This is a genomic window from Yimella radicis (assembly GCF_054778255.1).
Genome location: NZ_BAAGZR010000010.1, coordinates 194461 through 217067, shown reverse-complemented (window position 1 = coordinate 217067; position 22607 = coordinate 194461). Strand labels below are relative to the sequence as shown.

Annotated in this window: 20 protein-coding genes; 11 read left to right on the top strand and 9 right to left on the bottom strand. The window is 68.2% G+C overall.

The window, feature by feature from the left end:
* Window positions 1–27: 27 nt before the first annotated feature.
* Window positions 28–753 (top strand): ferritin-like fold-containing protein, encoded by a 726-nt coding sequence (locus ACYU8W_RS10485; protein WP_499468899.1) that lies wholly within the window; start codon window positions 28–30, stop codon window positions 751–753.
* 68 nt (window positions 754–821) lie between these two features.
* Here ACYU8W_RS10485 and ACYU8W_RS10480 read toward each other — a convergent pair whose 3' ends face one another.
* From ACYU8W_RS10480 to ACYU8W_RS10470, 3 genes are all read right to left on the bottom strand, one after another.
* Window positions 822–1091 carry a GlsB/YeaQ/YmgE family stress response membrane protein gene (locus ACYU8W_RS10480; protein WP_499468897.1) on the bottom strand — a complete coding sequence of 90 codons (270 nt, stop codon included), beginning with the start codon at window positions 1089–1091 and terminating at the stop codon, window positions 822–824.
* A 263-nt stretch (window positions 1092–1354) separates the two neighbouring features.
* Complete coding sequence (locus ACYU8W_RS10475) at window positions 1355–1576, bottom strand: DUF3107 domain-containing protein (RefSeq protein ID WP_129627033.1); 222 nt, start codon at window positions 1574–1576, stop codon at window positions 1355–1357.
* A gap of 63 nt (window positions 1577–1639) precedes the next feature.
* Window positions 1640–2275 carry a TetR/AcrR family transcriptional regulator gene (locus ACYU8W_RS10470; RefSeq protein ID WP_370447364.1) on the bottom strand — a complete coding sequence of 212 codons (636 nt, stop codon included), beginning with the start codon at window positions 2273–2275 and terminating at the stop codon, window positions 1640–1642.
* A 62-nt stretch (window positions 2276–2337) separates the two neighbouring features.
* Here ACYU8W_RS10470 and moeB point away from each other — a divergent pair, with 62 nt between their 5' ends.
* The 3 genes from moeB (at window position 2338) to ACYU8W_RS10455 (ending at window position 10072) form a co-directional block, all read left to right on the top strand.
* Window positions 2338–3510, top strand: a complete 1173-nt coding sequence (gene moeB / locus ACYU8W_RS10465; RefSeq protein WP_499468894.1) for a molybdopterin-synthase adenylyltransferase MoeB — start codon at window positions 2338–2340, stop codon at window positions 3508–3510.
* A gap of 71 nt (window positions 3511–3581) precedes the next feature.
* The gene (locus ACYU8W_RS10460; protein ID WP_499468892.1) at window positions 3582–6713 is read left to right on the top strand and encodes an ATP-dependent helicase; all 3132 of its coding nucleotides are present in this window, start codon (window positions 3582–3584) and stop codon (window positions 6711–6713) included.
* Entirely contained in the window at window positions 6713–10072 is a 3360-nt protein-coding gene (locus ACYU8W_RS10455) for an ATP-dependent helicase (RefSeq protein ID WP_499468890.1), read from the top strand. Before ACYU8W_RS10460 ends, ACYU8W_RS10455 begins: the two co-directional genes overlap by 1 nt.
* A gap of 5 nt (window positions 10073–10077) precedes the next feature.
* On the opposite strand, the gene ACYU8W_RS10450 is transcribed toward ACYU8W_RS10455, so the two are convergent.
* On the bottom strand, window positions 10078–11232 hold the full coding sequence (locus ACYU8W_RS10450; protein WP_499468888.1) for a phosphotransferase: 1155 nt from the start codon (window positions 11230–11232) through the stop codon (window positions 10078–10080).
* A gap of 41 nt (window positions 11233–11273) precedes the next feature.
* On the opposite strand from ACYU8W_RS10450, the gene nudC reads away from it, so the two are divergent.
* The 4 genes from nudC (at window position 11274) to ACYU8W_RS10430 (ending at window position 15181) form a co-directional block, all read left to right on the top strand.
* Complete coding sequence (gene nudC, locus ACYU8W_RS10445; RefSeq protein WP_499468882.1) at window positions 11274–12290, top strand: NAD(+) diphosphatase; 1017 nt, start codon at window positions 11274–11276, stop codon at window positions 12288–12290.
* Entirely contained in the window at window positions 12287–14407 is a 2121-nt protein-coding gene (locus ACYU8W_RS10440) for an ATP-dependent DNA helicase UvrD2 (protein WP_499468880.1), read from the top strand. Before nudC ends, ACYU8W_RS10440 begins: the two co-directional genes overlap by 4 nt.
* Window positions 14408–14543: 136 nt before the next feature.
* Window positions 14544–14771 carry a hypothetical protein gene (locus ACYU8W_RS10435; protein WP_499468878.1) on the top strand — a complete coding sequence of 76 codons (228 nt, stop codon included), beginning with the start codon at window positions 14544–14546 and terminating at the stop codon, window positions 14769–14771.
* Between the two features lie 104 nt (window positions 14772–14875).
* Window positions 14876–15181 (top strand): WhiB family transcriptional regulator, encoded by a 306-nt coding sequence (locus ACYU8W_RS10430; RefSeq protein ID WP_499468876.1) that lies wholly within the window; start codon window positions 14876–14878, stop codon window positions 15179–15181.
* A gap of 132 nt (window positions 15182–15313) precedes the next feature.
* Here the strand turns inward: ACYU8W_RS10430 and ACYU8W_RS10425 are convergent, their stop codons facing one another.
* Window positions 15314–16624, bottom strand: coding sequence for an ABC1 kinase family protein (locus tag ACYU8W_RS10425; RefSeq protein ID WP_239702241.1), 1311 nt, complete (start codon window positions 16622–16624; stop codon window positions 15314–15316).
* Window positions 16625–16726: 102 nt separating this feature from the next.
* Window positions 16727–17482, bottom strand: a complete 756-nt coding sequence (locus ACYU8W_RS10420) for a hypothetical protein (RefSeq protein ID WP_499468873.1) — start codon at window positions 17480–17482, stop codon at window positions 16727–16729.
* 171 nt (window positions 17483–17653) lie between these two features.
* On the opposite strand from ACYU8W_RS10420, the gene ACYU8W_RS10415 reads away from it, so the two are divergent.
* Window positions 17654–18202: a M48 metallopeptidase family protein gene (locus ACYU8W_RS10415; protein WP_499468871.1), complete on the top strand. Its 549-nt coding sequence runs from the start codon at window positions 17654–17656 to the stop codon at window positions 18200–18202.
* Here the strand turns inward: ACYU8W_RS10415 and ACYU8W_RS10410 are convergent.
* The gene (locus ACYU8W_RS10410; RefSeq protein WP_499468869.1) at window positions 18135–18734 is read right to left on the bottom strand and encodes an NUDIX hydrolase; all 600 of its coding nucleotides are present in this window, start codon (window positions 18732–18734) and stop codon (window positions 18135–18137) included. The two genes, ACYU8W_RS10415 and ACYU8W_RS10410, sit on opposite strands and share 68 nt — an antisense overlap.
* A complete protein-coding gene (locus ACYU8W_RS10405) occupies window positions 18731–20164 on the bottom strand; it encodes a zinc-dependent metalloprotease (RefSeq protein WP_499468868.1) in 1434 nt (477 codons plus the stop codon). Before ACYU8W_RS10405 ends, ACYU8W_RS10410 begins: the two co-directional genes overlap by 4 nt.
* A gap of 182 nt (window positions 20165–20346) precedes the next feature.
* On the opposite strand from ACYU8W_RS10405, the gene ACYU8W_RS10400 reads away from it, so the two are divergent.
* Window positions 20347–20769, top strand: a complete 423-nt coding sequence (locus ACYU8W_RS10400) for a molybdenum cofactor biosynthesis protein MoaE (protein WP_499468867.1) — start codon at window positions 20347–20349, stop codon at window positions 20767–20769.
* Window positions 20766–21908 carry a YlbL family protein gene (locus tag ACYU8W_RS10395; RefSeq protein WP_499468865.1) on the top strand — a complete coding sequence of 381 codons (1143 nt, stop codon included), beginning with the start codon at window positions 20766–20768 and terminating at the stop codon, window positions 21906–21908. The genes ACYU8W_RS10400 and ACYU8W_RS10395 overlap by 4 nt, the downstream gene beginning before the upstream one ends.
* A 4-nt stretch (window positions 21909–21912) precedes the next feature.
* On the opposite strand, the gene ACYU8W_RS10390 is transcribed toward ACYU8W_RS10395, so the two are convergent.
* Window positions 21913–22533, bottom strand: coding sequence for a PPA1309 family protein (locus ACYU8W_RS10390; protein WP_499468863.1), 621 nt, complete (start codon window positions 22531–22533; stop codon window positions 21913–21915).
* Window positions 22534–22607: the final 74 nt, after the last annotated feature.

Below are 22607 nucleotides of genomic sequence, written 5' to 3'. Positions count from 1 at the left end.
TAGCCGCAGGTGGATAGCATCACGGCCATGGCCGATGACCTGACCCCTTCCGAAACCGTCGAACGCCCCGCGAGGAGCGCGCAGGACCTCGACGACCCGACCTTCCGCGCTGGCGTCGTTTCGCTGCTGGGCATGCTCGCGTACGGCGAACTCGTCAGCTTCTTCACAGTGGTCGCCGATGCCGATCGCGCACCCTCGACCGTGAAGAAGGTGCGGCTGGCCGAGGTCGCCATCCGCGAGTTCGAGCACCACAAGCTGCTCGCCGCCCGCCTGGAGGAGTTGGGTGCCAAGCCGCATGAGGCGATGGCGCGGTTCCGCCCGGCGCTGGACGAATGGCACCGCCGCTGCCAGCCCACCGACTGGTATGAGGGCCTGATGAAGGTTTACGCCGGTTCGTCGATCGCGTCGGACTTCTACGCCGAGTGCGGGCGTTTCGTCGATCCGCAGACCCGCGCCCTCGTCGAGCAGGTGCTGGACGACGCCGATCACTACGCTTACGCCAAGCAGGAACTCGAAGCAGCGATCGTCCGCGACCCGAAGCTGGCCGCCCGGATGGCCTTGTGGGGCAGGCGAATCGTGGGGGAGGCACTGTCGCAGGCGCAGCGCGCGGCCGCAGACAATGACGAACTCACCGCACTGCTCGTCGACGACGGTTCAGGGCGCGGTCTCGACCTCGCCGAGGTGATGCACCTGTTCACCCGCATCACCGAGGCCCACACCGAGCGGATGGCAGCTCTGGGGCTGTCTGCCTGAACAGCGGACACGAACGAGCCCGCCACCCCGAACGGATGGCGGGCTCGCTCGTTTGCGCGAGGTGTTGCTCAAACGCGGCTGCTGCGTGAGGTGATCGCGGTGTAGCCGAAGACCAAGGCCGCACCGATGATGACGCTGATGATGAACTGGATCCAATCGAAGCCCTTGGTGTCACCGACGCCGAGCTGACGGGCCAGGAAGCCACCGATGAGGGCGCCGAGAATACCGAGAACGATGGTGATGGCGATGCTGATGTTCTGCTTACCGGGCACCACCAGACGGGCGAGTGCGCCGATGATGATACCGGCGATGATCCAGGAAATGATGCTCCAGAGCATTGATACTCCTTGGGGTGAATCTGGCCTTCAGGGGGCCGTTTCCCGAACACGGGGGTTGTGGTTCGGGTCCTGCTGTGTTGCAAGCAGATTCGGCACCCATTTGGCGCTTCCTCCACCTACCTGTCGACGAAGCTACTCCGGAGACGGCGGCAGTGGTGGGATGAGGTCAACCCCAAGTTGGTAACGAAACGGACACGACCCCCCTCCCTTCGGGTGGGATCGTGTCCGTTCGCACGTAGTGGTCGAGCAGTGCCGCCCGTGGCTCAGCTGCCGAAGCCGACGCGGCGCTCCTGCTCCGAGCCGATGTCGACATAGCCGAGCGCCTCGGCCGGCACCACGACGGTGTGGCCCTTCTCGTCGGTGAGCGTGATCGCGGTGCCCGCGCTCAGCGCGTTGGTGATCAGCTCGCGTACTTGGTCGGCGGAGTCGGTGGACTCGATGACGATCTCGCGCGCGATGTTGCGCACTCCGATGCGGATTTCCATGGCTCTCCTGAAGTCTGTTCGGACCGGTTCTGCTCCGAGCCTATGTCGGCTCTCGGCGAGAGGTCAGTCCTGGTCGGCGGTCTTGGGGAACCCGGCGATGCCGCGCCAGCCGAGAACCGTGACGAGACGCTCGGCCTCCTGACGCGGCATGCGGGGTTCCTGCGACACCCAGAACCGCGCGACGACCTGCGCCATTCCCACCAGGGCCACGCCCAGCACCATCGCCTGCTCGGGCGGCAGGCCGGTGTCCTCGGCGATGACCTCGGACACTGCGGTCGCACTGAGCGTGCCCATCCGCTCGACCCGGGCGGCGACGACCGGCTCGTTGATCAGGTCGGACTCGAACACCATCCGGAAGGCGGCGTCCTTGCGCTCGACGAACTGGAAGAACGCGCTGATCGCCGCAGCCACCCGGTCGCTGTTGTCCTCGGTGGAGGTGAGGGCGGCATTCACCAGCTCGGGCACCTCACGCGTGTGGTGCTCCAGGAGGGCGAGGTAGAGGTCGAGCTTGCCCGGAAAGTGCTGGTAGAGCACCGGTTTGCTGACATTGGCGCGCTCGGCGATCTCGTCCATCGCCGCGCCGTGGTAGCCCGCCTCGACGAAAACCGACTGGGCGGCCTCCATGAGCTGGGCCCGCCGAGCCGAACGAGGCAGCCGACCACCGCGCGCAGTCGTGTCAGACGAGTCGCCCACGATCATTACCTCCAAGTTCTACTCGCCGGTCAGTTCGTCATCTTATGCACAGATCTAGGCTGGACGGCATGGATGGTGAAGCATCGGAAGAGGGCAGATCACAGGTGGTGAATCCGGTCGGCGTTCTCGATGACGACCAGGTACGCCGATACGCGCGCCATCTGTCCCTGCCGTCCGTCGGCCCGGCCGGTCAGCGCCGCCTGCTGGACGCCCGGGTGCTCGTCATCGGAGCAGGTGGTCTGGGCGCGCCGGTGCTGCAGTACCTCGCGGCTGCCGGCGTCGGCACGATCACCGTGGTCGACGACGACGAGGTCGATCTCAGCAACCTGCAGCGTCAGGTGATCCACCGCACCGGCGATGTCGGGGCGGCGAAGGTCGACTCGGCCGCACGAGCCGTCGGCGATTTGAACCCGGACGTCCGGATCGTCGCCGTCCGTGAGCGACTCGACGCCGCCAATGTCGTCGATCTGTGCAGCGATCACGACGTGGTCGTCGACGCGACCGACAACTTCGGCACCCGCTTCCTGCTCAACGATGCCTGTGTGCTGCTCGGTCTGCCGCTGGTGTGGGCGGCGATCAACCAGTTCGACGGCCAGCTCACGGTGTGGTCTGCGGGGGAGGGGCCGTGTCTACGGTGCCTGTTCCCGGTGATGCCCGACCCGGCGGCTGCCCCTTCGTGTGCTGCGGCCGGTGTGCTCGGAGTTCTGCCGGGTCTGCTCGGAGCAGCCCAGGCGTCCGAGGCACTCAAGCTCGTGCTCGGTCTGGGTGCTCCGCTGGTGGGTCGGATCGCGGTGTTCGACGCGCTCGCGTTCGAGTGGTCGCAGATCCCTGTCGCCGCCGACCCGTCATGCCTGGTCTGCGGCCCGGACGCGGCGCCGATCGACATCCGTGACGAGGATCCCGCGTCGTCGACCGACCGGGTCGAGGTCGTGCCGATGGTCGATGCGGTCGAAGCCGGGCGGCTGCTCGCCTCGGGCGCGGTGCGGCTGGTCGACGTGCGTTCGGCGCAGGAGTGGGAGCAGGCGTCCGTTGTCGGTTCGCAGTGGTTGCCACTGGACGACATCCGGCAGGGCGCCGCCCCCGAGGCCGATGGGCTGCCACTGGTCATGATGTGCCGCTCCGGCGTCCGGTCCGCCGAAGCAACACGTCTGCTGCTGGAGCGCGGCATCGACGCGCGCTCCCTCGACGGCGGGATCCTGGCCTGGGCCGCCGCCGTCGATCCGGCCCTCGACCCCGCCTGAGCGCGTCCTGGGGCAGGCCCCGTCCGGCCCACGCCCCGAGGTTGTCGGTGGCGGCTGGTGTGATGGCTGGCATGGTCGAACTGGTCCGTTGCGCACCCGACGCAGTGCAGGCTCCCGTTCTCGACGCCGCCCAGGGCGCTGCGGTGTCGAGTCCCGCGGCGACCCGTCTGGTGCTCGGCGCGCCGGGCACCGGCAAGAGCCTGCTCGCGGTCGAAGCAGTCGTCGACGCCGTCGATGCAGGAGTGCCTTCTGACTCCTGCGTGATCCTGTCGCCGACCCGCGTTCGTGCCGGCGCGCTGCGGGAGCGAGCATCAGCACGTCTGGCGAACACCTCCAGCGCACCGATGGCGCGCACTCCCCAGGCGCTGGGTTTCGGCATCCTGCGCCGGATTGCTGCAGTGGAGGGGCGGGAGGCGCCCCGTCTGTTGACCGGCCCCGAGCAGGACGTGATTCTGCGTGACCTGCTCGCCGGGCACGCGTCCGGTGAGGTGCCCGGCCCGCGTTGGCCCGACTTCGTGCACGAGGCGCTGGCGACCCGAGGGTTCCGGCACGAGCTACGAGACCTGCTGATGCGTGCGGTCGAGTGGGGTGTCGATGCCGACCACCTGCGTCTGCTCGGTGAGGAGCACGAACGGCAGGAGTGGATCGCTGCCGCACACGTGCTCGACGAGTACGACCAGGTCACGGCTCTGTCCCGGCCGGGAGCCTACGACCCTGCCTGGATCATGGGCGGTGCGGCCGACCTGCTGGAGGCCATGCCCGACCAACTCGAGCAACTGCATCGGGAGTTCGCGCTGATCGTCGTCGACGACGCACAGGAACTCACTCGAGCCGCAGCACGGCTGGTGTCGCTGCTCGCCGGACCGACGACCCGGTTGATGTTGATCGGCGATCCCGATGTCGCGGTGCAGACCTTCCGCGGCGCCGACCCGCGGCTGTTCCTCGATCTCGCCGAGCGCGCCGGCTCACCGGCCCGGTTCGAACTCGGCACCGCTCATCGTTCGCCGCGCACCATCCGCGAAGCAGCCGCGCGGGTGACCGCACGCATCGGCTCGGTGGCCGGCGGCGAGCACCGGAGCCCGTCCGCTGCCGCACGTGAAGGGTCGGTCGAGGTGGCGATGCTGCGTGCGGTGAGTCAGGAATCGGCTCATATCGCAGCCGAACTGCGCTGTGCGCACCTCGAGGGCTCCGTGCCGTGGTCGCAGATGGCCGTGATCACGCGGGGGCAGGCCCGCATCTCCGCGCTGCGTCGGGTGCTGCAGAGTGCAGGTGTGCCGGTGGCGATGCCGCCGACGGTCATCGCGCTGCGTGACGAACCGGCAGTCCGACCGCTGCTCACCTTGTTCGAAGTCGTGGCCGACCTCGCCGCGGGTCGGGTGCCCGACTGGACCCCCGACGACATCATCGATGTGCTGAGTTCTCCTCTGGCACAAATGGATTCGTTGTCCATCCGGCGTCTTCGTCGTGCCCTCCGCTCGGCAGAGTTGGCCGATGGAGGCAGTCGCTCCAGCGACGAACTGTTGGTCGAGACGGTGCACCGACCCGAGTTTCTCGGCGATGTCGGCCCGGACGCGGTCGGCCTCTTGCGCATCTGCGCCGTCCTTGCGGCGGGCACGGCCGCGTGGCAGGCGACGGACGCGTCCGCGGAGACCGTCCTGTGGGAGATGTGGATCGCCGCCGGCGTCGCCGGTCCGTGGGCACGCGCGGCGCTCGCCGGTGGCACCTCGGGCGCCCGTGCCGACCACGACCTCGACGCCATCGTCGGCCTCTTCGGGGCGGCGGCGTCCTACGTCGACCGGCTGCCCGGTGCGTCACCGGCCGGTTTCCTCGACCACATCCGTGACCAGGAGGTCGCCGGTGACCGGCTGACCTCCTCGGCCCCGGCGCAGGACGCGGTGGATCTGCTGACCACTCAGGCGGCCGCCGGCCAGGAGTGGCAGTTCGTGGTGCTCGCCGGAGTGCAGGAAGGGGTGTGGCCCGACCTGCGGCTGCGCGGTTCGCTGCTCGGATCCGAAGCGTTGGTCGATGCGCTCACCGGACGCCCTGCCGATCTGCGCTCGCAGGCCGCGGCGGTGCGTTACGACGAGACCCGGCAGTTCCTCGTCGCGTTGACGCGCGCCTCAGAGCGGGTCCTGATCACCGCGGTTCGATCGGATGAGGAGCAGCCGAGCGTCTATCTCGACATCGTCGACCCGATCGACGATCCGGACGGCAGGAAGCACACCGATGTCGGACGCGGGTTGAACCTGCGTTCGATGGTCGCCGAGCTTCGCCGCGAACTCGTCGTTCCCGAGTCCGGTCCGCAGGGGGAACTCACTCCGGTCGAGGCGGCTCGGCTGCTCGCCGAACTCGCGCACCGCGACGTCGCCGGCGCCGACCTCGATCAGTGGTGGGCCTTTCACGAACTCACGTCGACCGATCCGGTGCGGCGGGTGGATCAGCCGGTGCGGGTCTCACCCTCGAAGGTGGCCGACTTCGGCACCTGTGGGCTGCGCTGGTTTCTCACCTCCCGTGGTGGCGACGGTCCTGACCAGGGTGCGGCGAACATCGGGATCCTGGTGCACGAGATCGCGGCCGAGTACGCCGACACCGATCCCGATCGCATGCAGCAGGCGTTACGGGACCGCTGGGGCCGTTTGGGTCTCGGCGAGTCGTGGATCAGTCGGCAGCAGTTCCGGCTGGCCTCGCTGATGCTCGCGCGGATGCACCGTTACGTCGACCAGGCGGCCGCCGGCGGGTGGACCCCGATCGGCGTCGAACAGGACTTCCAGGTCGGCGCCGGACGCGTCCGCCTGGCCGGACAGGTCGATCGAATCGAGCGGCACGAGACCGAGGGCATCCGGGTCATCGACCTCAAGACCGGAGGGTCCGCACCGTCCGGTAAGGAAGTCGCCGAACACCCGCAACTCGGCGCCTACCAATGGGCCGTCGAGCACGGTGCCTTCGGAGCCGACGAGACCTCCGCCGGGGCGGCCTTGCTGCAGGTGGGCAAGGGCTCGGGCAAGGGCGTCAAGGAGGACTACAACCTGCAGCAGCAGGTGCCGCTGTCGTCCACCGAAGATCCGGAATGGGCCGACCGGCTGCTGCACGCCACCGCCGAGGGAATGGGTGCCGCCGAGTTCACCGCGACTCCTGGCAAGCAATGCAGCACCTGCTCGGTGCGGGCGGCCTGCCCGATACTTCAGGAAGGGGAGTCGAGCTGATGAGCAGCACGGCTGTCATGCACAGCAGCCTCGAGATCGCGCGCCGGCTCGGCATGTTCCCGCCGACCGACGAGCAGCGAGCCATCATCGAGGCCGACCCGGACGCCCCGATGCTGGTGGTCGCAGGTGCGGGTTCGGGCAAGACCGAGACGATGTCGAACCGGGTGGTGTGGCTGGTCGCCAACGGCTTCGTCCAGCCCGATCAGGTGCTCGGGCTCACCTTCACCCGCAAGGCAGCAGGCCAATTGGCCGAACGCGTCGCTCGTCAATTGCGCGCGCTGCGTGCCGCAGGCCTCTGGGTGCCGCAGCAGGACGCCGACGGAACGCTCGGGCTGTCCGACAGCCCGACCGTGCTCACCTACCACTCCTACGCCGGCCGACTCGTGCGTGAGCAAGGCCTGCGCCTCGGCGTCGAGCCCGACTCCCGAATGCTCACCGAGGCAGCGGCCTGGCAGTACGCCGCCGAGGTCGTGCATGGCTACGACGGGCCGATGGACGATGTCGACAAGGTCGAATCCACTGTCACCGCAGCCGTGGTCGCGCTGTCGGGTGAGATGTCCGAGCACCTGCTGAGGCCGCAGGACCTGCGGCTGGAGATCGAGGCGATCCTGTACGGGTTGGAGGATCTGCAGGAGGCCGGGCGGCTGAAGAAGGTGTCCAACCCCGACTACCGCGACCTCGTGGCTGCGATGCGAGCGCGACTGGCGGTTCTGCCGCTCGTGGAGCGGTACCAGCAACTCAAGCAGGCGAGGTCAGCACTCGACTTCGCCGACCAGATGGGTCTCGCGGCCAACCTGGCGTCGCGATTCGGCGGGGTCGGTCAGTTGGAGCGGCGCCGGTTCAAGGCGGTGTTGCTGGATGAGTTCCAGGACACCAGCGAGGCACAGTTGCAGCTGTTGAAGAATCTCTTCGTGGCCGAGGGCGAGCCGGTGCGGGTCACCGCCGTCGGCGACCCGCACCAGTCGATCTACGGCTGGCGCGGGGCCAGTGCCACGACGCTCGGATCATTCCCCGCACACTTCGCCGACGCCTGCGGTGACGCCGCCGTCCGACCGCTGTCGCGCAGCTGGCGCAACGACCGGGCGATCCTGGCCGCGGCCAACGTGGTGGCCGCCCCGCTGCGGCAGGGAAGCCCGGTGGCCGTTCCCGCCCTGCAGGCAGCCGAGACCGCGGGAGAAGGGGCAGTGTTCGCTGCCCGTCTGGAGACGATCGAGCAGGAAGCCGATCACGTCGCTGCGTGGCTCGCGCAGCGGTGGCAACCCGACCAGAACGGCGATCACCCGACAGCTGCTGTGCTGTGCCGCAAACGCTCGCTGTTCCCGTTGATGATCGACGCGCTCGATCGCGCTGACCTGCCGGTCGAAGTCGTCGGCGTCGGCGGTCTGCTGATGACGCCCGAGGTCGCCGATCTGGTGAGCCTGCTCTGGGTGGTCCAGGACCCAACCCGGGGCGACCGGTTGATCCGGTTGCTCACCGGCCCGCTGATGCGGCTCGGTGCGGCCGACCTCGATGTGCTCGCCGCTTGGTCGCGGCGCATCGAACAGGACGGCAGACCACAGGTTCCGCGCACCGAACAGGACCGTGAGCCCGACACCCGCGATCGGCCGTCCCTGGTCGAAGCCTTGGATCATCTGCCGCCGGTCGACTGGGCCGGGCCGGCCGGAACTCCGATGAGTTCTGTTGCTCGAGAGCGACTTTCCGGTTTGTCGCTGGCGATCCGCAGCCTGCGCCGTCTGACCGGTCTCCCGCTTGCCGAACTCACCGGCGAGGCCGAACGCGCACTCGGTCTCGACATCGAGGTCATGTCGCGGCCCGGAGTGACCCCGCAGACGGCGCGGGTACACCTCGACGCGTTCGCCGACGTCGCGATGAACTTCACCGCCAGTGCCGACCGCCCGACGCTCGGCGGTTTCCTGTCCTGGCTGGATGCAGCCGAGGACGAAGAACGCGGCCTCGACAAGGCCGAGATCGAGTCCAACAGTGCGGCGATTCAGGTGCTCACCATCCACGCGGCCAAGGGGTTGGAGTGGGATCACGTCGCGATTCCGGGGATGACCGAGACCGTCTTCCCCAACCACCGCCGCTCGGCCACCTACAACACCGACCTGCAGGGATGGAGTGTCGGCGCCAAGACCGACCCGAACGACCGCAGCACCTGGGTGCTGGAGGAGAAGGGCTGGACGGTCGGCCTCGATGGTGTGCCCTATGACCTGCGGGGCGACAGCGACGGGCTGCCGTCGCTGCCCATTGGTGAACTCGCCGACCTCGTCGAACTGCGCGATGAGTACAAGAAGTTCCGCGAGGCGAACGGCGAGCACGGCCTCGCGGAGGAGCGGCGGCTGGCGTACGTCGCGCTCACCAGGGCGAAGCACTCGATGCTGATGACCTCGTCCGTGTGGTTCTCGGGGAGCAAATGCCGCCTGCCCTCCCGCTTCCTGCGCGACGTCATCGACGCCGGACACGTTGTTTTCGAACCGAATTCACCCGATCCAGACCCGGACGCGACGAATCCCCGGCTGGTCGACGGGCTGTCCATGGTGTGGCCCGACGACCCGCTGGCCCGGCGTCGCAGCGCGCTGCTCGAAGGCCGCGAACACGTGCTGAACGCATTGCAGGAGATCACGCCGGCGGCCGGCCCCGATCCCCTCGGCGCTCTGGAGGTCGACGGTCCGTTCTCCGATGCCGAACGTCGTCGGCGACGCGAACTACGCACCCTGCTGCACGAACGCGCGGTCGGCACCGGGGTGCGGGTGCCGACCGTCCAGTTGCCCGGTCACTTGTCCGCCTCGTCGGTGGTGGCGTTGGCGAGCGACCCGGAGAAGTTCGCGCTCGACCTGCGCCGGCCGATGCCTTCCCCGCCCGCGTACGCAGCGCGCCGAGGTACCCGCTTCCACGCCTGGGTGGAGGAGCACTACTCGAAGGCAGCCCTCGTCGACATCGACGAACTGCCCGGGTTCGCCGATCTGGACGCCGACGTCGACGCCGACCTGGAGACGATGAAGGCCAACTTCCTCGCCTCCGAATGGGCCGGACGTGCCCCGATCGCCATCGAGGTGCCGATCGAGACCTGGGTCGCCGGGGTGTCGGTGCGCGGTCGGATCGACGCGGTCTTCGAGGACGCCGATGGCTATCTGATCATCGACTGGAAGACCGGTCGTCCGCCGTCGGGGCTCAGCGGTTCGGCACGTGTCCTGCAGTTGGCGGCCTACCGGCTGGCGTATGCACGACTACGCGGCATCGAGCCGGAGCGGGTGAAGGCCGCGTTCTACTACGCCGCGACGGGTGAAACGGTACGCCCGGCACTGCCCGGCGACGACGCGATCGACCGGCTGATCACCGCTATCCCGCTGCAGGAGTAGCGGATTCAGTTCTTCGGGTCGCGCTTGATCTGCATTTCGACGGTGTCGTCGTCGCGCAGGTGCTGCTCGTCCTCGGTCGAAGTGTCCTTTGTACGGGCGTCCGTGGTGACGGCGTCGGTGGCCGCGAAGTCGTCCTCACGAACATCCGGTTCGGGCGACGCACTGTCGACGTCGACGCTGTCCTCGCCGGCGAGTTCGTCCAACTGGTCGGCGGTGACCGCTCTGGACCTGCGCGGGGGTGCCGGCATCAGGCTTTCGTCACCGGAGGTCTGTTCGTTGAGCCGGCGAAGAGCGGCAGCCCGGCGGTCGATGAGCGCGTCGTCGTCGGCGGCGACGGCGTCCAGCAGCACCGTGATGCGTTGCAGTTCGGCGCTGAGCCGGATGCGTCGCTCCAGGTGCTTGTCCGGTGCCTCCGTGCGCACCGCGGAGTAGGACTCGAGCACGGTGTCGAAGGCCTCCGACGGCGCCAGCACCCACAGGGCCGCGAAATCGTCGGCCGGGTCGCAGACCGCGGCGTTCTCCCAGGACGCGATCGCGCAGACCTTACCCGACCCCCAGAAGACGTCATGACCTTCGAGCGGCCCGTGCGTGACACACGTCGGGAAGCGCCAGAGCGAGACTTCCTCCAGGGCCCGTTCCCAGCGGGCCAGCAGGCCCGAGGGCACGAGTCCGGTACCGGCGGCGCGGTCGAGGATCGCCAATCTGCGCGAGCGGTAGCCGTCGCAGTCGTAGCTGGGCACCCCGACTTCGTCGGCAACTCGAGGGTCGACGTCGTGCAGGGCGGCCAGGGCGCGTCCGACCTCGATCGCCTCCTGGCTGCCGCCGGTCAGGCCGCGCCACACCATCGGGTCGCCAGGAAGCTGCGGGGCCACCGTGACCAGATTGCGATCGGCCAGCGTCATCCGTCCCTCGGCCACGGGCACCGCGAAGGGCACCCGCTTGGCGAGCAGGCGGGTGAAACTGCCGGCCTGCTCGGCGGCAGCCGCAGCCGCCGCGTTGCGCGAGACGCGAACGGTCCAGGGCTGCCCGTCGGACGACTCGACCCGGGCCTGCTGGTACTTGTCGGTCACGCGGGTCGGCAGCGCGACCACGGAGCGGGGCTGCACGCGGGGGAGGGCTGCATCAGCGAGGGCGGCCAGAACGTAGGGACTGCGAAGCACGGCCTCACGGTACGCGGATACGGTCGCCTAGCCTGGGAGCCGTGGCCGATTCGTCCCCAACTCATCGCGATTCAGATCTCGTTCCGACCCCCGGCGGGGATGACCGGCACGCGCATCTGATGCTGTCGCGCAGCATCCTCGACCGTGACTCCTTGCGCCGGGAGGATCCATCGCTGCTGCAGAGCCTGTTGTCGTCGCCCCGGACCCGGGTACTGCACCTGCGTGGTGAGCGAATGCCGGTCACCACCCAGGGCGATGTGGTGCGGTTGCTGCTGCGGGCTCCGCAGCCGGCCGACAGCGACCTTCCGGCTGCGTACCTCGGCCGACAGGAGGGAGCCGACTTCGTCGCCGTGTTCGACGTCCCGGAGCAGAAGGTGCCCGGCGATGCCGGTACCACTGATCCGGGGGACCTCGCCCGGCAGAGCGACCGCACGCACCGCAGCCTGCGATCGCTGGCACCGGGGTTGCCCGTCGCCGATCTCGGCTTGGCAACAACTTCGGTCGCCATGGCGAACTGGGTTGCTACCCAACGGTTCTGCGCCCGTTGTGGACGCCCCGTCGCACTGACCAAAGCGGGCTGGGTCATGACCTGCGATGAGGGGCATCATCATTTCCCGCGCACGGATGCCGCGGTCATCATGTCGGTGGTCGATCCGGACGACCGGCTGTTGCTGGCCCAGGGCACCCGTTTCGTGCTTCCCACGGGCATGTCGGTGCTCGCTGGTTTCCTGGAGCCAGGTGAGTCGATGGAGGCCGCCGTGGCTCGGGAGGTGATGGAGGAAGTGGGTTTGCCGATCGTGGAGGCCGAGTACGTCGGCAACCAGCCGTGGCCCATGCCGGCCTCGTTGATGATCGGTTACGCCGCACGCACGGACGAGACGCGGTTGCGCCTTGATCCGGTGGAGATCCGCACTGCCCGCTGGTTCACGCGGGCCCAGTTGGAGGACGCGTTGGCCGGCGGCGAACTCACGGTCCCGCCGCGCCTGTCGATCGCTCGCCACCTCATCGAGCGCTGGTACGGCGCGGCCTTGCCGGCGCAGCCCGGAGACGTCTCGTGACGCCCGACGAGGTACTGCACGGCCTCGATCCCGAGCAACGGATCGTCGCCTCGAACCCGCTCGGTCCGATGTGCGTTCTCGCCGGCGCCGGCACCGGTAAGACCCGCGCCATCACCCACCGGATCGCCTACGGCCTCCACTGCGGTGCCTACCAACCGCAACGCGTTCTGGCCGTGACCTTCACCGCCAGAGCGGCGGGAGAGATGCGCACGCGTTTGCGCGGACTGGGGCTCGACAAGGTGCAGGCGCGCACCTTCCATGCAGCATCCCTGCGTCAGCTGGGTTACTTCTGGCCGAAGGTCATCGGCGGGGCTCCGCCGCAGATCATGGGGCAGAAGGCGCCGGTGATCGGCGAAGCCGGGGCTCGGCTACGGCTGCAGCTGGATCGGGTGGCGATCCGCGACATCGCCTCCGAGATCGAGTGGGCCAAGGTCGGCATGCTCACCCCCGAGACGTACGCGCGGCACGCGGCCAAGGCGGGGCGCAATGTCGCCGACCTCGACCACATCGCGATGGCGCGTCTGTGGGAGATGTACGAGGACGTGAAGTCGGGGCGCCACGTGATCGACTTCGAGGACGTCCTGCTGCTCATGGCCGGCTTCCTGGTCGAGCGGGATGACGTGGCGCGCGCCGTCCGCGAGCAATACCGCCACTTTGTGGTCGACGAGTACCAGGACGTCAACCTCGTCCAGCAGACCTTGCTCGATCTGTGGGTCGGCGACCGAAGCGACGTGTGTGTGGTCGGCGACCCGGCCCAGACGATCTACTCCTTCACCGGTGCCTCCCCGCGACACCTGCGCGAGTTCGCCACCAAGCACGCCGGCGCACAGACCGTTCGCCTGGTGCGCAACTACCGCTCCACCCCGCAGGTGCTGCAGTTGGCCAACGCCGTGCTCGGCGCCGCCAAGGGCGGGGGATACGCCCAACTGCAGGCGCAGTCCGACGACGGTCCGGCAGTCGAGTTGCACCAGTTCGCCGACGACGTCGCCGAAGCGTCCGGCATCGCCCAGCGCATCAAAACGCTTCTCGCGCAGGGCGTTCCGGCCAGCGAGATCGCCGTCCTCTACCGCATCAACGCACAGTCGGAGCCGATCGAGCAGGCGCTCGCCGAAGCCGACATCAACTACCTCGTGCGCGGCGGGGAACGCTTCTTCCGTCGTGACGAGGTCAAGCGGGCCGTGGTCCTCCTGCGAGGTGCGGCTCGTTCGGACGACGGTTCGGCGCCCTTGGGTGCGCTGGTGCGTGACGTCATCACCGCGGCCGGATGGTCGCCGCAACGGCCCACCGGCGGGGCCCTGCTCGAACGCTGGCAATCGCTCGAAGCCCTCGCGACCGTCGCCGACGATCTGGTGACCGCGAACCCGCAGGCACGCCTGCCAGACCTCATCGTCGAACTCGACCGACGGATGGCCGAGCAGCACGCGCCGTCCGTCGAGGGGGTCACGCTCGCTTCCCTGCACGCGGCCAAGGGCCTGGAATGGGACGCCGTCGTATTGGCGGGATGCTCCGACGGCCTGCTGCCGCTGTCGCATGCCGAAGGCCCCGAAGCGATCGAGGAGGAGCGCCGACTGACCTACGTCGGCCTGACCCGTGCCCGCAAGCACCTGGTGCTGACCTGGGCGCAGGCACGTCAACCGGGCGGCAAGCCGACCCGTTCGGTCTCGCGCTTCCTGCACGCCGCCGACGGAATCCTCGACGGTGTGGCGCCGCGGCAGCGCAGCGAGAAGCGCTCGACGGGCCGGGGTAAGAAGGTCGAGCGCGCCAAGCTGGTGCGCTGCCGCACCTGCGCGAAGGATCTCTATACGGCGGCCGAGCGAAAGATCGGCCGTTGCAGTGACTGTCCGCCCACCTACGACGAACAGACCTTCGAGGCTCTGCGCACCTGGCGCAAGGGCGTCGCCGACCGCCAGCGGGTGCCGGCGTTCGTCGTCTTCACCGACGCGACCCTCATCGCGATCGCCGAGCGCGGTCCGGTCGACGAGAGTGGATTGGTCGGGGTCTCCGGGGTGGGCGCCCGCAAGCTCAAGGTTTACGGACCGTCGGTGCTGGGCGTCCTGCGCGGCGAGTCTGCCGATGACATGATCGAAAAGTCTTGTGCTGCAATGGAATCCGACTGATTCTTAGTGCATCGAGAAATTGGTTATTAAATAAGTTGCCCCGTGTGAGAAGGCGCACGTAGCCTGAGACACGTTCAGCCCGGCCCCGTCGTGGGTTTGCTGGGGTCGTTGATCAGTCGAGAGGAGGGTTGGCCTGATGGAGACCAAGACCATGTGCACGAAGACGGACCTGTTGTCCGATCTGCGTTTTGCGCACTCGTCCTCGCCGACCCTCGCAGGCATCTCTGCCTCGACCCAGGGGAGCAGTGTGTCCGTCGTCTCGATGGTCGCCGCCGAGTACTCGCGTGAGCGCAGTGGCAATGCCCCCTTCTTCGGCACCGATGTCGAAAACCCTCCGCGGCAGGAGGTCACCGTCTCGATCTGATCGCAGATTGACGGTCCTCATTCAAAGGCCGCGGAACCCTGACAGGGTCCGCGGCCTTCGTGTATTCCGCGGACGAAGCACACGACCACGAAAGATCAACAGACATGTTCGAAGCGATAGACACGGGGCTCCGTGACTTCATCGACCAGACCATCGACTCTCAGGAGGGCGGGATCGAACTGCCGTGCCAGGTCAACGACCCGGAGATGTGGTTCGCCGAACGGCCGGACGACATCGAGTTCGCCAAGGCGCTGTGTGGCACGTGCCCGCTGCGGCGTGAATGCCTCGCCGGAGCCGTCGAGCGGCGTGAGCCGTGGGGCGTCTGGGGCGGCGAGCTGTTCCAGGCCGGCGTCGTGATCGCGCGCAAGCGTCCTCGTGGACGTCCGCGCAAGAACGCGATCGCGGCATGACCACCGTCTCGTCCGGCGGAAGTCGGGTGAACGGTCGACAGCAGGTCGGCAAGGGCGCAGGGGTGATGAGTGTGGTGCGATTTCGGGGGACGCACCACGCCCACCACCCCTGCGCTCTCGTCGCGGGCTGACTCAGAAGTCGGCGCCGGGAACGTTCTCGGCGAAGATCCGGCGGGCCGGCACGGTGCCGTCGATCTGGCAGAGCACCGCCACCCCGCCCAACCAGGTGCGGTAGATCAGCACGAACTCCGGCGGCAGATTGAGGCGAAGGCCCACACTGAACTGGGAGCTGCGCGGGTCGTTGATGTAGTTGAACACGCTGCGCAGCCAGGTGCGGGTGAACTCGAACTCGTCGTGCCGTAGTGGCTCGATGAGGACAGCGAAATACTCCAGCAGCTGGTCGGCGTCGATGTCGATCGACGACTTCACGAACCCGGCTTCCCGCAGCAGGTCGAGCAGGCCCTCGGCATCCTCCTCCAGCGCGAGCGTGACCAGTTCGCCGAGCACCGGCGGCAATCCGTCCGGAAGACGGTTGACCGCGCCGAAGTCAAGCACGCCCAGGCGCCCGTCCGGCAGCAGTCGGAAGTTGCCGGGGTGCGGGTCGGCGTGCAGCAACCCTGCTTGTCCCGGCCCGCCGAGCAGGAACTCCAGGTAACGACGCGAGACCAGGTCGCGCTCTTCCTGGCTGCCCTCGGCGATGATCCGTGACAGCGGGGTGCCCTCGACCCATTCGCTGACCAGGACGAGGTCGGTGGCGTGGACGACGTGGGGAAGGGCGAAGTGTTCGGAGCCCTCATAAGCCTCGACGAACTGTTCCTGCATCACCGACTCCAGGCGGTAGTCGGTCTCCTCGCTCATCCGGGCGCGTAGTTCGTCCAGGATCGGCACGACATCCAGCCCGGGAACCCACGAGGTCGAGACGCGCATGACGCGTGCCAACTGGTTGAGATCGGAGAGCATCGCTTCGGCTGCTCCCGGGTACTGCACCTTGACCGCCACCTCACGGCCGTCCTTCCAGACCGCTCGGTGCACCTGACCGATCGAGGCCGAGGCCACCGGCGTGTTCTCGAACGACTCGAACTTGCCGCGCCAGCGGGTGCCCAGTTGTTCACGCAGCACCTTGTTGACCGACTCCTGTGACATGGCCGGTGCGGAGTCCTGCAGTTTGGTCAACATCGAGCGGTACGGCGCGGCGAGTTCCTCGGGCAGCGCGGCCTCGAAGACCGACAACGCCTGCCCGAACTTCATCGCTCCGCCCTTGAGCTCCCCGAGCACCTTGAACAGCTGTGCGGCTGTCTGCTCCTGCATCTTGGCGGTGACGGCTTCGGCGGGCGCACCTCCCACCCGGCGGCCGAACCCGACCGCGGCCCGCGCCCCTATCCCGAGAGGTAGCGATGCCAGCCGTGCGGTTCGCACGACGGCCTTGCGAGGAAGATCCGTCATGGGGACATTGTGACTGACGGTGGGCTGAGTCCGGCTGACCGACGTCCCGCTCATGCCCGGACGACCAGACGTGGACGACAAGATGCGACCGGGAAGGCAGGATCACCCCGCCTGCTGCTCCTGGCACACGCACAGCGGGTGGATCGGCCAGACGTGATGCATGACCCGGCCGAGCGAACTGGAGACCGACATCGCCGAGCCGATGGGAAGCGGGTTGTCGCTCATCAGGCCGCGTGCGACCAGCCCGGCGAATCCGACTGCTACATGGGCGAGTTCGGGGGATGTGGTGGGTTCGTCGTCGTACAGATCGTTGCCGAGCACCTGGGGACGAATGCGTTCCCAGCGCCGGTCGAGATCGTGCCGTCGGGCGTTCAGGCACCCTTCACACGGACCGGCACCCGCTTGCAGCAGGGGTCCGACGACGATCTGATCCGGGCCGAGTTCGATGACCAATCGTGAGACTCCCGGGCCCAGGCGTGCGCCGGGTGCGCCGACCGTGATGCCCAGCATCGGAAGGTGCGGATTCGCGGTGGCGCCGAGCTGGTCGAGCAGGTGCGCGATCGCGACAGCCACCGGGCCACACCCGTGCACCGCGAAGTCGAGTCCGCGCAGATCCGGCGGCAGCGTGCAAGTGACCGCGTCGCGCAGTGCGTCGGCGGCGCGTGCGTCGAGTCCGCGGAAGGCGGTCGCCCATTGCGAACGGGTGAGGGCGCCGGCAGCGACGATGCGGTTGATCACCGCGGGTCGGAACGGCCCGACGACCTGGGGTGAGCGTGCTCCCAAGCCGATCAACAGATGTGACTCGTCGTAGCGCAGCGCGCGAGAACGGTTGGGCGACAGGGTGATCGGTTCGATCATGGTGGTTTCTCCGTGACGTGGAGGATGGCTGCGACCGGGGCGTCCGGTCAGAGTGCCACTGATCAACCGAGCCGGTTCCGGTTCTCCACAGCGCCCGGCTCATGGTGCCGGTTCTGAGCGAGGTGGTGGACGATTCGTGCCGTGTCGGTGCTCGGACGTAGGTTCACCGGCATGGAACCAACGCCTGAGGTGGAGATCGTCCGCTCCTCCCGCCGCCGCTCGACGCTCTCGGCGACGCTGGTCGACGGACGCGTCGTGGTGCGGGTGCCGGGCACCATCTCCTCGGCCGAGCTCGACCGTCTCGTCCCTGGGCTGGTGCGTCGGGTGATGGCAAGGCAACGCCGCCCGGCCGCGTCCGACCAGGCGTTGATGCAGCGGGCACGGGTGTCGTCCGAGCGTTACCTCGACGGCAAAGCAGTGCCGGCATCGGTGCGTTGGGTGGGCAACCAGCAACGCCGGTGGGGTTCGTGCTCGGTGAGTTCGAAGCAGATCAGGCTGTCGGACCGGTTGCAGAACATGCCGCAGTACGTCATCGACCATGTGCTCGTGCACGAACTGGCGCATCTGTTGCACGCCGACCACGGGCCGGCCTTCAAGGCGCTCGTGGCGCGCTATCCGCAGCTCGAACGCGCAGAGGCGTTTCTCGCGGGAGTCAGCTTCGGCTCGGGGCTGCCGCCGGTGCCGATGGACGACCTGCCCGACGAGCCAGCAGATCCCTGATCCGCAGTACGGTCGCGGGTAGATCGGGATCGGTCGGCTGCGGGATCGCGTCCACCGGCCACCACGCGGCAGCGTCCGACTCCTCGGAGACGACGCACTCGGCCGGTTCGTCCAGCACGATCGCGACCCGCACGTCGCGGTGAGAGGTGCAGCGGCCGAACGCAGCCGAGAGCTGATGATGGTGCAGGTCGACGATCATCGCGTTCGCATCATCGACCGGTAGCCCGGTCTCCTCGCGCACCTCGCGCACCGCGGCATCGATGACGCCGGCGTCATCACTTTCGAAGTGACCGCCCGGCTGCAGCCACAGCCGGGCCTTGCGATGCATGATCAAGGCGACATGCTCCAGCCTTGGGTCGAAGACGAAGCCACCGCAGGTCAGGTGGTCGGACACTCCGTCGCGGCTCACCGCGTCCGGATGAACCGCCAGGTGTGCGAGGTACTCCTCGCGCACGTCGTTAAGCTCGGCAGTGGGCGCGTCCCAATGCTCCAGCAGGCGGACGACGTCCGCCTGCAGGTGTGCGAAGCTCATGCCTTGGGATCGTCGCCGGACTCGTCACCGTTGCCGGGCTCGTCGGCCGGGGAGTCCGACTTCTCCGACTCCATCTCCTCGCGGCCCTGTGCCAGCAATGCGGCGAGCGCGTCGTCCATCTCGTCCGGCTGCGCGGACTTCTCGCAGGCTTGCTCCTTCTCGCCGTTGACGTAACCCATCGGGTCGTCGAGGTCGTCGGCGCCGGGAGCGAGATCGGGGTGCTTCCAGGCCCCGTCGCGGCCCGCCGTTCCCTTGGAATCCTCAAGTGCGGCAAAGAGATTGGCGGCGTCACGCATGCGACGTGGGCGCAATTCGAGTCCGACCAGGCTGGCGAAAACCTTCTCCGCCGGACCACCGGTCGCGCGGCGACGGCGAACCGCCTCGGACAGGGCGTCGGCGTGCGGCAGGTGCGGGCGCACCGCACGGTCGCTCACGGTGTCGACCCAGCCTTCGACCAGGGCGAGCAATGTCTCCAGGTGAGCGAGGGTGCGCTTCTGGGCCTCGCTCGGCTCCGGGCGGAAGATCGATCCGGAGATCGACTCCTGCAGTGCAGCCGGGTCCTGCATGTCGGCGTTGCGCATGGCCTCGTCGATCGCCTCGGTGTCGATCGAGATGTCGGCGGCGTAGGACTGCACGGCGGCGATGAGGGCCGGGCCGAGCCAGGGCACGTTCTGGAACAGGCGCGTGCGAGCCGCTTCGCGCACCGCGAGGTACAGGTGGATCTCGCCGGCGTCCATGCCGAGTCCGTCGGCGAACGCGGCGACGTTCGTCGGCATGATCACCACCGGGTTGCCCTCGACCAGGGGAAGCCCGACCTCGGTGCCCGTGACCAGTTCACCGGCGAGCGTGCCGACGGCCTGGCCGAGTTGCATCGAGAACACGGCACTGCTCATCCGACCGAGCATCGGCTCGAGCTGACCCATCATCTGCGGCGGCATGCCGAACTGCTCGGCGCCGAGATTGCCGATCTGGTCGCGCATCGCGCGCATGACGGCGGCGTTGACGGCGTCCGAGATGGGTTCGACCAGGCGGCGCCAGGTGGGCATCGTCGCCTCGACCCACTCCGAACGACTCCAGGCCTTGCCGGCTCCGGTCGAGGCGAAGTCGGTGACCTGGTCGAGCCACAGGTTGGCGACCATCACCACCTGGTCGACGTCCTTGGCCGTTGCGGCCGACACGCTCGGGTCGCCCTCGGTCGAGACGGTACGGCGGGCGACGTCACGGGCGGCATCGATGTTGAAACTGCTGCCGTCGGACGGCGCCGCCATCATCGCGGCCATCTGCTGCTGCATCTGGGCGAACATGGCCGGATCGATGTGGCCGAGGCCGAGCTCGGACATGGCCTCGCGCATGTCGTCGCCGCCGCCCATCAGGTGCTTGAGCAACTCGTTGAGGTCGGGTACGTCGTCGGGGCGCTCTTCGGGGTTCATCTCGTTCCTTCGCGCAACGGATCGTGGGTCTGATCCTCGGTCCGGTCGTCGGTCGGTCGTAGGTCACTTGCTCGGGTCAACCACACGGCGATGCGAATCGTTCCCGGTGGCAGGTTCGAGAAGTCGAGCCCACAGTGCCTACGCTACGTCGGTACGCCGCCCGAGAAGCACCTGGAGTCCTGATGAACCAAGCGCGGGTCACGCTGACCGACGTCCGCGACACCCCTTTGTCCGTGGACGAGGTGCTGACGGCCGTCCAGGACCCCGCTGCGGGAGGCATCGGACTCTTCGTCGGAGTCGTGCGTGACCACGACAACGCCAAGGATGTCGACGGGCTGGAGTACTCGGCGCATCCCAGTGCCGTTGATGGATTGCGGCGGGTGTGCGAGCAGGTGCTGAGCGACGAGGTGAGCAAGGTGGCAGCGGTCCATCGCGTCGGTTCGTTGCAGGTGGGTGACCTCGCTGTGGTCGTCGCGGTGAGCGCGCCGCACCGTGGCGCCGCGCTGGACGCGTGCCACCGCCTGATCGACGACCTCAAGGTGACGGTGCCGATCTGGAAGCACCAGAGTTTCGCGGACGGTTCGGACGAGTGGGTCGGCCTGTGAGCGCACCGACGCCCGACCGATCGCACGACCCATCGCCCGAACACGCCGAAGGGCAGCCGTCCGCGCAATCGGCGGTCAGCCGGCGCGGACTGTCGTTCCGCAACATTCTGCTGATCGTCGTCACCGTGCTGGTCGTCATCGCGATCGCCTTGATGTCGATCATCAAGGTGCCGGTTGTGATCCTGCGGCCCGGCCCGGCGACCGACACTCTCGGGAAGGTCGACGGCAAGGACGTCATCGCGATCCAGGGCGCCAAGACCTACCCGACGTCCGGGTCGCTCGATTTCACCACCGTCTCGCTCGCCGGCGGACCCAACTATCCGGTCTCGGTGATCGAGTACCTCCAGGCGAAGTTCTTGGACAAGAACGCGCAGATCGAGCCCGAGGAGGCGTGGTTCCCCAAGGACGTCAGCGGCGACCAGATCAAGCAGAAGAACGCCGCCGACATGACCGACTCGCAGGAGACTGCCGAGGTCGTCGCCATGCGTTCGGCCGGCTTCACGGTGCCGCAGAAGGTGCTCGTCGGCATGATCGCCGAGGGCGCGCCCGTGGGGAAGGCGCTGGTCGTGAAGGACCAACTGCTGAGCATCGCCGGCAAGAAGGTCACCGACCTCGCGTCCGTGCACGCCGCGATGGACGGCGTGAAACCCGGTTCGTCGGTGCCCGTCCAGGTGCTGCGCGGTGGAAAGACAGTGTCGGTGTCGGCGAAGACGGCTGCCGCCCAGAACGGGCGGGCGGTCTTCGGTATCGGACTCGACCCGGAGTACACGATGCCGTTCGAGGTGAAGGTCAACGCCGGCAATGTCGGCGGACCGTCGGCCGGAATGATGTTCACGCTGGCGATCTACGACAAGATCACGCCCGGCGCCATGACCGGCGGCAAGAAGATCGCCGGCACCGGCACGATCAACGAGATGGGCGAAGTCGGGCCGATCGGGGGAGTGCGCCACAAGATGGTCGGTGCGAAGGACGCCGGGGTCGGTTACTTCCTCGCGCCCGCGTCCGACTGCGACGAGGTCGTCGGCCACGAGCCGGACGGTGTGACGGTGATCAAGGTCGCGAGCCTCAAGGAGGCGCTCGCCGCCATGCCGAAGATCGCCAAGGGCGAGACCACCGGATTCCCCGCCTGCACGAAATAAGGCGTCAGTCCTCGTCGTCGAGACTGGCCCGCAGTGCGGCCACCAAGCCGGGTGCGATGTCCGTGCCCACGGCGACCTTGTCGTCCTCGTCGTGTTCGCGTTGCCGCAGCAGGCAGATCGCCTCACCGTCGCGCAGCACACCGACCAGCAGCCGGACGTCGCGTCGGTCGGGGTGCGCGGCCAGCACCTCGGCGGCCTGTTCGGCGTTGTCGGGCAGGTCGTTCTCGGCCTCCGGCGGCACCACGATGCGTTCGATCGCCAGCAGCACACCCTCCACCTCGGGCGGCCACGCCAGGCGTCCGAGCATCGACTCGATGGACGAAGTACGCGGCATGCCCTCCTGCTCGATGGCGCTGAAGGAGTCCGGGTCGGCGCCCTTCAACTGATCGGCGAGTGCCGGTTCGTTGGCCAGCAGCGCAGAGTTGGTCGCGAGAGCGAACAGGCGCGGCGCCTGGTCCCAGCCGGCGGCGGCGACGTGACGTTCGGTGTCGACGGCGCACTCACCCAACGGGCTGAGAAGCGGCTTGGCCGTGGGCTGTGACTCGGGCCGTGACTCGGGCCGTGACTCGGGCTGGTCGAGGGACTGCTCGGAGATCGGCTGATCGGGCGCTTGCTCGTCGGTCATGTGCGTCATCGTCTCGCACAGGTCTTGATCCCGGCGAACCGGCGGTCCTTCGGCGGGGTCGCCGGGTTAAGGTC